Here is a 13,430-nt window from a genome sequence, read left to right as displayed (position 1 = left end):
TCTTTTCTCCAAAGGTGTTCCGTATGAAGAGAGAGCGCTCGTATTGCATAGTGACGAAGTTATCGAGTATTGGAAGACTTCAATGTTAAATCTGGTAAAGCTGCGCCTTGGTTTGGCAGACCAGGCGGGGGAACACAATTTGTAAAATACCATGAAAATGGGAAACCTTATACAATTAATGAAATTAATTGAAGAAGATTTAATTGAACTTGTTTCTGTAAGGAAGTGGAGTCCATGATGAATGTGCTAGAACTCTTAAAGAAGGATCTTAATCTTTTTATCGTTGAAAATGATAACCAATCGTTAAAAGAAGTTTCTGTCTATCAAAAAAATTATGATAAAGACAATGTGTATTTCGATATGTCTATAAGATGTAAAACTGATATTGTCAACAAAAAAATGAGATTATATGAAGTCCAAAGAAATAAAGAATTTTTGATTGGACAATATGCCGATTCGGAATTTGGCCAATTGGCATTTTATATTGTTGTGTATAGTTACTTTAATCAAGATAAACCAAGTAATAGCGTAAGAAAAATGCTGCGAAATATAGGAGAAGATGTTAATAAAGCAAATAAAATCCTTGAAGATCATATAGGGAAAAAATTATTTTTCTTTGTATAGGAAAGAAATTGGAAAAATAAATATTGATAAAATAAATGACGATCGTTGTGATGTTTTTTCTTGTCTTTTGAGAATAATATAATCCCAATTGTCCGAAACAAAAGATTGCCAAGTGCATTTGTGATAATTTACAATTATGGCTTTTATTTAAAGCAATTTGACTCCTTAATGAAAAAGATCATTTCACATTATAATTTTAAATTAAAGAAAGAAGAAACAGAAGAATTAAAGAGATTGTATTTAAAAAAATAATTACAGCGGTGATAGTTACGAAACTGATTTAATTTATCATAAACACTAAAATATGAAGTCTTAATTCATAGAACCTTAGCTTTCTTTATTATCGCGGTATCCCCCTATGCCACTCGTAACTGGCTTTTAATGGAATCAAAAAGATTAGCTTTTTAAACTAATCCCAGTTTGTCGACTTTGTCGATAAGCTGAAAGCACGTTTCTGGAAATCATGAAACGTGCTTTTCCTATATCTTTTATTCTTTTAAAATATCATTTTTGAAATGATAATAAATCTTTGGTGAAACATCTTCTTTTATTTCGATTCGATCAACCAAACGGTGAAGCATCTCAGAAGTTAGTTCATTGAAATGTCTATTAAATCATTTTGTAATCTTTCCTCATATTTCTTTCGTTCACGTTTGGATTGATAGTAGATTTTTCCAGCTTAAGCTTCAGTTTATTCGAAAGCAGATTATTGATTTCTTCAGTTATTAAGCGGTAATTTTCATTGCAAGCAATTTTCTGTTGGTTGAGCTTTTTCAATATTTTGCTCAACTTTTGTTAAAAAGTACAAAAACTTCCCCCTATCTTTTAACACGGATCAAATGAACAATTTATTTTTCTTGCAATAACATACGCCAGTAATTTTCAATTCGATTGAATGTGTCATCGGCACGCTGTGCAACAAAATCTCTTGCAAATTGGTAATCTATATCCCTTGGTGAGATGCCTTTCGTAGCAAATGAAAGCAGTTGTTCTTTTGCTTTTGCAAGCACTCCAGACAAATCTTCTTCATTTTGAATGCTCTCAAACATTTCTTGATAATTTTTGATGACTGATTCAATTTCTGCTTGTGTATATACCGTTTTCCCAAGTTTATTCGTCATGGACAGCTCACGGCTTTGTTGGTATGTTAAAGGAGCATTTAGTGACCTGATTTTGGCTCGTGCTGCGATGAATCGCTCCTCTACCGATTGGTGATTTATGGCTATTTTCGTATTGTGGCGGACATAATCTTGAATCAGTTGATCAAATCCTTTTTTTACATCACCGCTTAAAAACGTATCACTGAAGTATTGAAGTGCAGCTGTTGAAGAAGCCAATTCAAGATGGGCTTCATAAGAATGCTGTTGTTCTTTACTAATTCCAAAAAGGCTAATCCCTAGATATGGCGACAAACTATCTACTCCGTCCGTTATGTGTTGTAAGATGGATTCTACTTTTTTTACTTCTTCATTACTTAGCGAATCAAAGTATTTGGATTCATATAAATATTGGCTGAACACAAGCCATTGATCCTTTGGCCGATAAGAGAAAATATCAGAAGGGTCAGCGTTTTCTACGTGAAAAAACTTTTCCATCGGTATGGCCATCAAGCCTTGAACTTGTTTGATTTCATCCGAAATCGTAAGTTTATAGGCTTGTCCGTTTCGGATGACTTCCACTTGTTGTCCGGCCAATGGATTTTTGATTTCGTGTACGGTTGGCATTTTGGCTCTATTTCGAGCGACTATTGCTCCGATATATCCAAGATCAATTTTCACGGTTATTCCCTCCCTATCTAAATAATTAATGGAAGGTAATGGTTCAACTTTGCTTTCATAGTAAAAATTCAATGCACTAAAGAAATCGATTGATTTACCTGTTTTTAAATCGACGATTAAAATGTGATTGCCATAGTTAAAATCGCCAGTTTCCAGTCTGCGTTGTGTTGTTTTTTTAAAGTATCAACAAACGAACTATAGTAGTACGGGTTTGGACCAGATTAATATTGTGATTCGTGCTATGTAAAAAGCGTACCTACTTCCAGATATCCCGTAATTGCAAAAATCGGAACTTGCAGAGTTCATGTTTGGTTGGTCTTCCGCAAAGCTTTTCTGCACACAATAGTCATCAAAGTGATAATTAAATTGAAAACCAAACAATTTCATTATTTATAATCGGCTTTTTAAATAAATACTGTAGTTGAGCAATTTTAATTACAATAATTACCATGTAAAAGAGGCAAACAGGGTACCCCTTATGCCACGTGGAGCTGTTTTTTCACGGTATCAATGGGAATATTTTGTTTCGCTGCACGGTAAATGAACTCCACGAGGCTATGTCCTTTTCTCTTGCGCAGAAGATCGAGCCCATCAGAAAAATCGCTGTTCGACTCGAACATGCTGTACACGTAAGCAAGCTGCACCAAGATCCAGTAGCGTTTCACCGCCCGACGTCCGCGAACGCGGTACCCATCGAGCTTCAGCTGGTCTTTCGCTTGTCGAAAAAAGCATTCGATCGACCAACGCTGGGCATAGTAGCGCAAGATCTCTTCATCGCTTAGCTCCCGGTCGGTGCTCAAGACGCAGTGAAGATGTTCAGGTGTCATCGGCTGATCGGCTTTCCAAGCGAGCAGCACAACGGCATCATCGAGACCTTTCAGCGCTCCCTCGTAGCGATACACGCGATAACGCTCTTCTCCCACCGTGACGAGATGGGTGTCGTTCGGTTCGATATAGCGGGCAAACTGTTTGGCTTGGATGGCGATGCCTTTTGGATAAAGAACCCGATTCGTCTTGAGCATTGCGATTACGTGGAATCCCTTTTTCAGACAAGCTTCCACGAGCTTTTGCGATGGATACCAAGAGTCCATCAGCACATAAACAGGACGGTGTACATCCAAAGAAGAAAGCATCTCGATCGCGAGTTCCCCCTTGCTTTTCCCAGCCGCCTTGTCGTAGAGGCGGAACGCAAAGGGAAAAGCCTGGGTCATCGTATGAACCATGAGCCAAACGAGAGAATGTCCCCAGATCGACTTTTTCTCTGTGTGAGAATAGTGCCAATCACACCCTTGAATGGCGTGCGTTGCCTGTGACGAAGGCTTGGTTTTTTGGCAAATCGTATCATCGATCGAAACAAAAAGGGGTTGATTCTCCTGTTTGGCGATGCGTTCGACACGACGAAGCATCCACTGTTGAAGTTTGCGAAGCAGCGTCTCTTCATCCCAAGGGCTTTTCGTGAAAAAATGGCTGAGTGTCGTTCGATGATTGGGGTGAAAGCTCCAATGATGAAGATCGGTCAACGTTCCAGAAAAGCCTTTCGTGATCATCGCATCCACGATATGAACGAGATGCTTCATGACAGGTTTTGAAAAATAAAGTGCCAACCCCAACATCGTGAAAAACTTGTGGATTCCTTGATGATGTGCTAATCTATTCATGAGACATGAACCTCCTTGTGAATAATTTTGGTGACACATCTATTCTAATCAAGGAATCGGGTTCATGTCTCTTTTTTTGTTTGGTTGTAAATTTATGTTAGCGAATTTGCTCATCTACAGTAAATAGTTAAATGATTATAAGGAAAAATTTAAATAATCTACCTAAAACTTGGTTCATCACCAAAAGATGTACTTGATTTTTACGTTAAAATGTGATAGAGGTCTCTAGACGGACACGCAAAGTAAAACGCTGGATATTTCGATACCCATATCCTCGCCTTTTGATCAATTTTATTTTGTTGTTGATTCCTTCCATTGGACCATTTGAGTAAGAAAAAACGATGCAAGAAAGCACTGCGTCTCTTCGGGTGATGAGTGCCTTGGCAATACTGCGTACGGCGGCACAGTCGCTAAAAAGGTACCGGTCAAACCATTGGGTCAAACGAGTTTCGGCTTGCTTTCTTGTTTGGCTTTTGGATACGTAACGGAAATGTTGAAGTGCTTGATAGACATCACGTAAATAAGCACTTTCTTGGCACCATTGTCGAACTTCCTGTCTCTCTTCTTCTGTTAATTTTTCTGGACGTTGGCTTAACAATCGGCACACGCGGCGAACGCTTCCATGTTTGGTTCCGCCTTTGGCAAGGTATTTGCGACAACGTTCCAGTGCATCGGTGAATAACTGAATCACATGGAAGTGGTCAAGAACATGGATGGCTTTTGGACATACCTTTTCAATGGCTTTTCTCATGGCAGGAGCCAAGTCGCTGACAACATACTTCACTTTGGAGGCGACGGGTTGAAGCGCCTCCACAATGGCTTCTTCATTTTTTCCAGAAGCAATGGAAAGGACATTCCGAGTCTGTGTGTCCATCACCGCTACTCCGTAATCATGTCCCTTTCGGAAAGCGAATTCATCCACACATACTACTGTAGGATTCGATGTTGGTAAAAGAGCCGGGGCATATTGATAAAACCAGCGTTCTACTGTCGTATAGGCGAGTTGTAACAAGCGAGCGACTTCTTGAATCGTTTTTCCGATGCATAACTGGGCGACCCAATGTTGAAACGATTCCGTCGCGATACTGTGAGACGGAAGTCCCGGATAAGAAACGGTGAACGTCAGAAAACAGGCTTGGCAACGCCGTCTTTCTATGGGAAGTTCAATCCAAAATAAACCGACCGTATTGGTATAGCCATGAATCCATTGTTTTCGTTTCGATGATATTTTGGTTGTCCGTCCGAAGCAAGTCGGGCAGATCGGACAATGAGGAGGGAGGGAAAGTTCAAAAATCCATCGTTCTCCCTCTTTTCGTTCTCCTTGAATAAGAAAGTCTGGTAAAGTGATCAAATCTTTGATAAACTGAGATTGCATGCGAAATTTCCTCCATGGTTGATGGTTTGGTCACCTTTACCATACAGGAAATTTCGCATTTTTTGTACCCTTGATCAGAAAACAACCTGATTGTCAAGTACATTTTGTGGTGAAGAGCCTAAAACTTTCTATTTTAAGTAAAATATCCTAGGGTTTGAGACGCATCATCCAGAAATTGGATGGAATAAGTAGTCAATGAGGGATTGTTTGTTGCAAATGGTAAAAAAGTTAAAAATATCATAAGTATATCGCCTGATTTTAAACATGTATTATCAATTAGAGTGGGGATGCCGTTTACTTGAGGTCTTATTACGGAATTCTGTCTCGTCCAAAAGAAAGGCTTCCCTATAAAACAGATGGGGAATTTTAAAGTGGAATAGTTAGCGAATGTTATTGCCGCCGTTACATATAAAACCGTTGATCATACGATTCAACAATTTATCGGGACTTATGGTGATCGCGGTAACGGAAGGTCTTATTATTATGTCGGGGCTGAAATCCATGGTCGGTGGCAAGGAAATAACGTTGAGGTTGTGAGCAATTCAGAAGGAATTTCTGTTACTCATAATGGTAAAAAGGAATTATTTTACTGGGATCATATTACTCAGTTTGGCACTCTTGCTGTTGTTTTAATGAGACATAACGAAGAGATTTGGACTATATCATTAAATGAAAATTTTGTGGCTGATTCCGCAGACTCCGAACATACAACTGGTGAAATTAGTTTATATAAAGCAACAATGAAAAAAATAAGCCTATCATCCTGCATTATAAAGCTTCGCAATAACATCTGCCGCCGGTTGGTATACGAGAAAGTAATCGATTGCCTAGGTGAAAATGACCTGGCAACCACAACCTTATGATTGAGGATTTGGTCAATTAATCCTAGACTAGCCAAGTTAAAACATTCAACCTATACAGAGTTCGTTTTCCAACTAAAAACGCCATCCCAAAGTTGCAATCTTTCCTGTCTTTTTTCTGTCTACTATAAGGGGATCATATCATCATGTTTTTTCTTATCTTCTAAATCCCTTTTCTTTTTTATGCCCTATTAAAATAAACTCCAACCCCGATTTCGGAAAATAAACATTTCTGATTTCGGGGTATTTTTCTGTCAAAATACTTACCGCATCTTAATCCTATCCAAAAAAAAAAGAAATTGTTGATATCGAACCTGTAAAAGGAACGCGTGCTCCAGAGAGTTTACATTCGAAGAGGGGAAACTGCGATCAATTTTGTTGTTTCCATACAGTGGTGCCTCATGTACTATCTTCCTATATTTGTAACGGTGGTCAGTACTTATCAGCTAATGAGAAATGGGCAGAGCGAAAGTTGCCAGGATTGGCCGAAGTACAAGCAGCCCTCGAGCAAATGTTTGAAGAACTAAATAATGCAAATCAAAAAAATAGGAGGATTCCCACTTTCCACATGGGGGTGTCTAATAAGTCGTTTTTACTACTTATTGACGCCCCCTTTGATGTTTTAGAAACGTTGATATATCGATGTTTATGATTTTTTGTTTTTTATGGGGATTTGATTTTCTGGACAGCCCCGTGTGGAGAAACATTCCAAATCCCTTTCAGAGACCCCCTATCTATCTTGTATTACACAAAATTTTTGACGGTACCTGAAAGGTAGGGGATTATCTATTGTTTCTTTATCAAGTGCACCTAACAAATAAAAATTAAGTATTTGATCGGATACGTTTAAAAGTGTGCTGATTCAATATTTCTTTCAATGTATCTTTCGTTGCCATTCCGTTCACTGAGATTGTACCATTTTGAGAAATTCGAATTTCAATTTTATTTTGAAATTGATGAAAGTTCGTTTCTAAATGTTTATAAACATCCGTGAGGAAATGATAGTTTTGATTGGATGAACCAACCCAAGGACGGCTTAAATCTAATTTTTCTTCGATAAAAGGTCCATCGATTAGCAAATCTGTCACTGATAGCAGCTGTTGATTTTGTTTTTGTTTTTTCAAATCATCATATAAATACCCTGTAAATGTCATAACTGTTAAGCCGAGTTGTTTCACTTTTCTTCCTAGTTCCCCTAAGGCTTCAGCTTGATCAAACGGTTCTCCTCCAAGAAATGTGACGCCTTCAATCTCGTTTTGCTCTTTACTATCTTTAATGAATTCAAATAAATTCTCCACATTCATTTTTGTACCGTTTTCATTTACCCAAGTCCAAGGAACGGCACACCCTTTACAACGAATTGAACAACCTTGTACCCAAATTGCAAATCTTTTGCCTGGTCCTTCCACTTCAGTAACTGGAATATAACGATGTATGTACAGTTCCATCAAAAGTCCACAACTCTTCCTCGTTCCATTTTTTTCTTTTGATTTCCTTGATTATTATCGTCAGTATTAAACTGTAAATATGGTCTCATTTTTTCAGCTACATGAGGCTTAATCCCAAGAACTTGGATAAAGTGTTCGAAATTTTGAAAGAATCCTACCCTTTCTCTCTCTGCAAGTATTTTTTTCGCAAAAATCAATCCAACCCCAGGTACCTTTGCAATTTCATCTGCTGAAGCATGATTGACATCGATTCGTTTACTTACGCTTTCGTTTTCAATTGATGGCTGCATTGGGTTTATAAATTCTTCCTTTGGAGAAATCACTTGCTGTTCATCATTCGATTCAAGGATATGTTCTTTCGCAATAGCTTCTTTTAATTGCTTTAAATTTTTTTCTTGTACTTTTTGCTGTGATTCAAGACGGAGTAAATATTCAGGTCTAATTCTAAAAACATGAAAGATGGAAGAAACCCAACTAATAAGTGCTAATGCAACCGCGATATCAAATAAGAAATGTCCTTCTTCTGCAATTAAAAATATGATAAAAGGTAAAGTATATATGAGTCCTGCAAAAAACCATTTTCTTTGTCTTACTCTGAAAGCTGCATAGAAAAAAGAAATATAATTAAAAAAAGCAAAAGGGAAAAAGACCCATAGCATCCAGATGGAGTTACGTAATTCCCAACCTATCCCCTTCTCGGTTATACTCCGCATCATTCACTCCTCCTTTAGCTTCAATTTATTTTGTTCAGTTATAGTTTCTTCAAATTGAAAATATTCTTCTTTATAATTTGAATCAACTGTTTCCGATTCGAGTAGTTTCTCCAAAAGGTCAATATACTTGATGCATTCTTGTCCCTTCATGCCAATTGTTTCCGCAAAGATTTTACCGTCTTCTGTCAATTTGATCTGTATTTTTTTGGTTCCCATAGCATCACCTATTTAGAAATATTGTTGACATTAAAAGTTAAAACAATTGTTCGGTCTTCTTGCATAATTTCCGATTCCAGATGTAGGCCATGTTCTGCTGCTTGTTTAAGTAAATGTTGATAAGTTTCTTGTTGTATTAGATATTTGTATTCTGTCTGTAAATTTTCAATAAATTCCATGGCAGCTTGTGTGTCAACACTATTGTTAAATATCGCTTCAAAATACCCCTGTTCAGTTAGTTGAAAATAAATTTGAAGATCTTCAATTGTCGTTTGGTAATTTTGTTCAGTCAATTTTGTCACTTTGCAACCATACTGTTCAATCGATTTTTGAAGTAAATCTTCTTTCTTCATAATCGTTGGAATGATAAAGGAATCATTTTTTTGATTTGCAAAGGCTTTAATCGAACTAATTGTTGCAATACCAATTGGAACTAACAAAAGTTCAATGCTCAATTCATTCACCTACTTCTATTAAAAGTCAATCGCACGACCGCCACGAGTGGACTTAATATCCATATCCATGTTAGAGCTATTTGATTCGCAATACTCCGCTCGATCTTCTCTAGGCGTAGCCGCAACCGCTCTAACACTAGCCCATTCACGAATCTCTTTAATTTGTTCAGCCTGTGTCACCGCAAGTGGTACAATTAATTTCGAAACTTTTTCAAAATCACTAAATTGAACACTTCGTTCTTCATAAAATGCCTCAAATAATCCATTTATGACAACTTGTTCAATCTCTGCTCCTACAAACCCCTCCGTCATGTCAGCCAATTTTTCCAGGTTTTCAGTACTAATTTCAAAATTACCTTTTACGCTTGGGTTATTTAATCTTTTCTTTAAATGAACTCGGAAGATTTCAATACGTTCTCTATGTGTTGGTAAATCAACAAAGAAAATTTCATCAAATCGACCTTTTCGCAACATTTCAGGAGGAAGTGCCGATATATTGTTTGCAGTGGCAACTACAAATACGGATTTTTCTTTTTCTTGCATCCAAGTTAAAAAGTGTCCAAAAACACGAGAACTTGTCCCGCTATCTCCAGATGAACTAGTTCCGTTAAATCCTTTTTCGATTTCATCAATCCATAAGATGGAAGGAGCAATGGCTTCAGCTGTTTGAATCGCTTTTCTCATATTTTCTTCACTACTACCAACAATGCCGCTAAACACTTTTCCAATATCTAATCGCAGTAATGGAAGCTGCCACATTCCACTAATCGCTTTACTTATTAAACTTTTACCACAACCTGGAACACCTGTAATGAGCACACCCTTTGGAGCTGGTAAACCATATTGTTGCGCAGACTCTAACCAAGATTTATCTCTTTTTTTCAACCAACGTTTTAAATTTTCTAATCCACCGACTTCATCCATATTAAGATTACTCGATATAAATTCTAGTATCCCTGTTTTCTTAATGATTTGTTCTTTTTCTTGAAGGATTACTTCAACATCCTTGATTGATAATTTTCCATCATCAACCATTGCCCGTGCAAAGGCATTTTCGGCTTCCGAAAGTGTTAAACCCAATGATGCTTTTACGAGTTTTTCTTTTTCTTCTTCATTTAAGTTAATTTCAATTCTTCCTGTTTGTCGGTTTACTTCAATCATTTCATCAAGCAGTTGCTTCATTTCAGTAAAGGTTGGTAAAGGAAAATCAACAATTGTAATATCTTTCTCCAAATCTTGCGGTAATTTAAGAATTGGAGATAAAAATACAATATTCTTTGGATTAACACTTTGTTTTAAACTCATTACAATGTCACGTAGTTTTCTTATCACAAGAAGATCTGGTAATCTTCCTTGATCACCAAAATAAACATGGAAGTCTTGCAGTACAAAAATAGCGGGCTCATCATACTTTTCAATAAATTCTAATGCTTTTACAGGAACCTTCGTATCGTCTTTACGTATACCCTCTCCTACAATCCCTTCCGTAATCTTCCAAGTAAATAATTTTCTTGTTGTTTTAATCAACTGTTGATCATAGGCAATGTCATTAATAAGTGCTAGTGCTCTTTGCTCTTCCCAAGTTGGAATATATATAAATGGGAATCTAGCTTTAAACAAATTAGCTACAAATCTTTTTTGCTTTACTAAGTAATTCAATGCTTTCCCTTCTTCCTTTAGATTTTTGGGTTATTAAGAATTTTATAAGCAGTTGTAATGTTTAAAATATATCTTTACCCATATATCCTATAGATACCTGAATCCGTGATAAAAGGTAACTTACCTAGATAATTTTGGAATAACTTTCTTTTACCTTAACTTTGGATATTTTTACTGGAATTAACGTTTTTGGGTATATCAAATAAGTTTCCCATACTGATAAAAGCTAGCAGTCTAAATAAATCAAAGCTTTGTAATTAGTTTCTTGTTCAAGGCATTTAAGCAAGTGTATGAGTTTAGTGTTGTAATTTTACCTTTCTCTTCATCATTAATATTACATTAATTTTGAACAATACTAAAAATAATAAATTGAATGAATTTTATAAATATTATTCATCCAGACTCAAAGATTTCTAAGCACTAAATAAGAAGTGCTCCCGAAAATGTCGAAATAAGTAAGCGGGCAAACAATCTATCGACTTAAGGTTGACCCCCTATGCCTATTATAAGACAAGGAAGCTTTTTTGACATCAAGATTTATGCAGATTTACCAGTTGCAAAGTTAGATCGGAGTGGCTCAAAATTCAATTATCAAATACAATCGGATATTGGTTGATACAGGCTCTGATAGTAACGGTTATTTCAAGTGAATTGGCTGAGACAATATTGTTCTTGAGGAAAATGATACGATTTATAGAATAAGTGGCGTTGGCGACTCTGAATTTGTATTTTCGAAAAAAGTAGATTCTATTAAATAGGATTCGAAAGTGCAGCCGCATTCATATGGTTGGCTGTTCTTTTTTCTATATATTTGGAACGATTATAGATTGAAAGAGGCGTGAGGATAAAAAAATGAAGGATATTTCTTTCGTATCTCGAATTATTTAAAAGAGTTACTTTTTTGTTAAACGAAAAGAACTCTTCTCATCCTCGGTAATTTGTTTTCCATATAAGGATGTCATTCATTGTATAGGCTGCATTATTGAATATGAACCGGCCGATGCTCTCAGTAAACATTAAAAAGATGACTTCAACAATAAAAGATAGCGGAGGAGTAGTCACTATATGTTACGTTTATTCATTATTTTTGTAGCTACAGCAAATGCGTTCATTGTTCTTTATGCACCACAGCCTCTACTCCCGTTGTGGACTCAAGAATTTAATATATCGATAGCAACGGCAAGCTCAGCTATTTCGATTACCATTATTTCATTAGCCGTGTCATCTTTTGTATTTGCACAATTATTGGACCAATGGGATCGAAAAAAAGTTATTCTTTTTGCAAGTATATTATTAATTTTTCCGAGTATGATGATTTACATTAGTGAATCATTTTCATCAATTTTATTTTGGCGATGTATGTATGGTCTCATCATACCTGGCATCTTGGCTGTGATGATGGCATATGTATCTGAAGAATTTCCTCTAAATCAACGTGGAAGAGTGATGGGAGTATATGTAAGTGCTAATGTGGCGGGCGGATTGCTGGGACGGGTTATTTCTGGACCGATAGCCGACACATTTTCCTGGAGGACTGTTTTTTCAATAATCGCGGTGTATTCCATGGTCGTTGCTTTTTTAGTTTGGAAATATCTCCCTAAACCTAACTATCAAAGAGAAAGGAAGAAACAAAGTTTTGGCATACATTTTAAAAATCCTGCTCTGATAGGTACATTCACTATAGGTTTTTCGCAATTCTTCGCATTTATTAGCTTTTTCACATATATTCCTTTTTATGTTGCTCAACCTTTTCAGTTAAGCAATACACAAATTTCGTTGCTTTATGCTACATATGCGTTCGGCATTTTCTCCGCTCCTATAGCCGGCATGATATCTGATAAGATTGGACGGCGTTGGACAATGAGTATGGGGCATATTCTTGGCGGAATCGGTATTTTCATAACGCTTTGGCCAACGATTCCTGCGCTTGTTGTGGGATCATCATTGTTGACGCTCGGAAATTTTGCTTCTCAATCAGCAACAACAGCTTATGTGACAGATATGGCCGCCGATTCACGGGGAGCTGCTACGTCTTTATATTTGGTGTTTTTCTATTTAGGAGGAAGCCTTGGCGGTTGGATTCCCGGCCTTTTATGGGAAAATTACGGATGGCATGGTGTCGTTTTTTTAACAATTGGAACAATCATTTTGGCACTATTAAGTAATTTATTTCTCGCAGGAAGAACCCCAGGGAGATTGAGTTTTAATACAGCATATGCAGAAAAAAATAAAAAATAGCCTCTATGACATCAAGAAAAAAAGCTGTGATCGCAAATATATATCCTGAATACCCTCTTCTATTTAAAAATTTACCCCATTGATTTTTCCATCTTATATAAATCTTCCATTTAATCCATGCTGCTCTCATTTTGACTCCCGACTTTCATAAATTTAATGTAATCAATCCCTCTACAATGGAAGCTAGAAGGATTCCTATAATTACCATTACGACATGTTTTAATAAAAATTTCAACCCATATTTTCTATTAAAATAAAATGTAAATCCTAAAAAGCCGATAGCTCCTGCTAATAAAAACATCCATGAGTAATTTTACTCCCCACTCATGCATGAAAATCCATCATTCCTTCCCATAATGGATATGAACGCAAACAGTTTTGAAAGACGTTCTCTTTAATGGTGGTT

At 36.6% G+C, this 13,430-nt stretch carries 11 protein-coding genes and 3 pseudogenes; 4 read left to right on the top strand and 10 right to left on the bottom strand.

What is annotated here, in order from left to right:
* Positions 1-66: 66 nt before the first annotated feature.
* A pseudogene (locus tag NSQ44_RS15420) lies at positions 67-192 on the top strand (glycohydrolase toxin TNT-related protein); the annotation flags it as partial.
* A 42-nt stretch (positions 193-234) separates the two neighbouring features.
* Entirely contained in the window at positions 235-624 is a 390-nt protein-coding gene (locus tag NSQ44_RS15415) for a hypothetical protein (RefSeq protein ID WP_340857518.1), read from the top strand.
* 488 nt (positions 625-1,112) lie between these two features.
* On the opposite strand, the pseudogene NSQ44_RS19090 reads toward NSQ44_RS15415, so the two are convergent.
* The 5 genes and pseudogenes from NSQ44_RS19090 to NSQ44_RS15395 all read right to left on the bottom strand — a co-directional run.
* A pseudogene (locus tag NSQ44_RS19090) lies at positions 1,113-1,226 on the bottom strand (hypothetical protein); the annotation flags it as partial.
* A 246-nt stretch (positions 1,227-1,472) separates the two neighbouring features.
* The gene (locus NSQ44_RS15410; RefSeq protein WP_340857517.1) at positions 1,473-2,402 is read right to left on the bottom strand and encodes a hypothetical protein; all 930 of its coding nucleotides are present in this window, start codon (positions 2,400-2,402) and stop codon (positions 1,473-1,475) included.
* Between the two features lie 15 nt (positions 2,403-2,417).
* Positions 2,418-2,683: pseudogene (locus NSQ44_RS15405) on the bottom strand (hypothetical protein); the annotation flags it as partial.
* A gap of 195 nt (positions 2,684-2,878) precedes the next feature.
* On the bottom strand, positions 2,879-4,060 hold the full coding sequence (locus NSQ44_RS15400; RefSeq protein WP_340857514.1) for an IS701 family transposase: 1,182 nt from the start codon (positions 4,058-4,060) through the stop codon (positions 2,879-2,881).
* Positions 4,061-4,265: 205 nt separating this feature from the next.
* On the bottom strand, positions 4,266-5,435 hold the full coding sequence (locus NSQ44_RS15395) for an ISL3 family transposase (RefSeq protein WP_340857512.1): 1,170 nt from the start codon (positions 5,433-5,435) through the stop codon (positions 4,266-4,268).
* Positions 5,436-5,968: 533 nt separating this feature from the next.
* Between NSQ44_RS15395 and NSQ44_RS15390 the strand changes: the two genes are divergently transcribed.
* Positions 5,969-6,298 carry a hypothetical protein gene (locus NSQ44_RS15390; RefSeq protein ID WP_340857511.1) on the top strand — a complete coding sequence of 110 codons (330 nt, stop codon included), beginning with the start codon at positions 5,969-5,971 and terminating at the stop codon, positions 6,296-6,298.
* An 821-nt stretch (positions 6,299-7,119) separates the two neighbouring features.
* Here NSQ44_RS15390 and NSQ44_RS15385 read toward each other — a convergent pair.
* From NSQ44_RS15385 to NSQ44_RS15365, 5 genes are read right to left on the bottom strand one after another with little or no spacing between them, the layout of a single operon-like run.
* Complete coding sequence (locus NSQ44_RS15385; RefSeq protein ID WP_066248060.1) at positions 7,120-7,743, bottom strand: 4Fe-4S single cluster domain-containing protein; 624 nt, start codon at positions 7,741-7,743, stop codon at positions 7,120-7,122.
* The gene (locus tag NSQ44_RS15380; protein WP_340857510.1) at positions 7,743-8,459 is read right to left on the bottom strand and encodes a ComEA family DNA-binding protein; all 717 of its coding nucleotides are present in this window, start codon (positions 8,457-8,459) and stop codon (positions 7,743-7,745) included. Before NSQ44_RS15380 ends, NSQ44_RS15385 begins: the two co-directional genes overlap by 1 nt.
* Entirely contained in the window at positions 8,460-8,672 is a 213-nt protein-coding gene (locus NSQ44_RS15375; protein ID WP_066248063.1) for a DUF2997 domain-containing protein, read from the bottom strand.
* Positions 8,673-8,680: 8 nt separating this feature from the next.
* A complete protein-coding gene (locus NSQ44_RS15370; RefSeq protein WP_066248066.1) occupies positions 8,681-9,127 on the bottom strand; it encodes a hypothetical protein in 447 nt (148 codons plus the stop codon).
* An 18-nt stretch (positions 9,128-9,145) separates the two neighbouring features.
* Entirely contained in the window at positions 9,146-10,786 is a 1,641-nt protein-coding gene (locus NSQ44_RS15365; RefSeq protein WP_130157217.1) for an AAA family ATPase, read from the bottom strand.
* Positions 10,787-11,851: 1,065 nt separating this feature from the next.
* Between NSQ44_RS15365 and NSQ44_RS15360 the strand changes: the two genes are divergently transcribed.
* Entirely contained in the window at positions 11,852-13,024 is a 1,173-nt protein-coding gene (locus tag NSQ44_RS15360; protein WP_340857509.1) for an MFS transporter, read from the top strand.
* The last annotated feature ends 406 nt before the right edge of the window (positions 13,025-13,430 follow it).

It is taken from the genome of Aeribacillus sp. FSL M8-0254 (assembly GCF_038008845.1).
Taxonomy (GTDB): domain Bacteria; phylum Bacillota; class Bacilli; order Bacillales; family Aeribacillaceae; genus Aeribacillus; species Aeribacillus composti.
Note: the sequence above shows the minus strand (reverse complement) of the source record. Positions and strands in the feature narration are given on the sequence as shown.

Coding starts and splice junctions, on each gene's coding strand:
- NSQ44_RS15415 (WP_340857518.1), top strand. CDS start 235: ATGATGAATGTGCTAGAACTCTTAAAGAAGGATCTTAATCTTTTTATC.
- NSQ44_RS15400 (WP_340857514.1), bottom strand. CDS start 4,060: ATGAATAGATTAGCACATCATCAAGGAATCCACAAGTTTTTCACGATG.
- NSQ44_RS15395 (WP_340857512.1), bottom strand. CDS start 5,435: ATGCAATCTCAGTTTATCAAAGATTTGATCACTTTACCAGACTTTCTT.
- NSQ44_RS15385 (WP_066248060.1), bottom strand. CDS start 7,743: ATGGAACTGTACATACATCGTTATATTCCAGTTACTGAAGTGGAAGGA.
- NSQ44_RS15380 (WP_340857510.1), bottom strand. CDS start 8,459: ATGATGCGGAGTATAACCGAGAAGGGGATAGGTTGGGAATTACGTAAC.
- NSQ44_RS15375 (WP_066248063.1), bottom strand. CDS start 8,672: ATGGGAACCAAAAAAATACAGATCAAATTGACAGAAGACGGTAAAATC.
- NSQ44_RS15360 (WP_340857509.1), top strand. CDS start 11,852: ATGTTACGTTTATTCATTATTTTTGTAGCTACAGCAAATGCGTTCATT.